Consider the following 575-nt stretch of genomic DNA (forward strand, 5'->3'; position numbering starts at 1 on the left):
GCTTTAGATGGTAATAATAGGGATGAAGTAATTCCAAAAAAAGCTATTAAGAATTTTGGTATTCATATGCATTTGGCCGTAGAAGGTTGTATTCTGCCAGCTTTAAACCAAATTCAAAAAGAGCATTTATTTCCCAAAGAATTTCTGATTCAATTATGTAAACTGTCAGCCATCGTTCCTGAAAAAAGAGAAATTCTTGTTGCTAATGCTTTGTATCAAGGATTTGAATGGGATTTTAGAAGTGCTATCCATTTATTAGCTCCACAAGTCGAGAATATGATTAGACAGCGTTTAAAACAAAATGGACTGGTTACAACACATACGGCTCAAAATGATATTGAAAATGAAATAGGGTTATCTAGTTTGGTTAATCTAGATGGTGCTAGAGAAATGTTAGGAGATGATCTTTGGTTTCAATTGCAAGCAGTATTTACTGATTCATTGAGTGCTAACTTGAGGAACGAAGTTGGGCATGGATTATTAGATGATGAGACCAGTAATTCGTTATATAGTGTTTATGCTTGGTGGATGGTTTTGAGATTGGTTATTCTTAGTGTCATACTTGAAAACTAACT

The 575-nt window shown here is 33.7% G+C and carries 1 protein-coding gene; it reads left to right on the top strand.

The features are described 5' to 3' along the window. On the top strand, positions 1-573 hold a 573-nt coding region (locus tag ACTHUR_RS16450; protein ID WP_440399748.1), incomplete at its 5' end, for a DUF4209 domain-containing protein. Positions 574-575: the final 2 nt, after the last annotated feature.

This window comes from Neisseria sp. P0021.S007 (assembly GCF_051956855.1).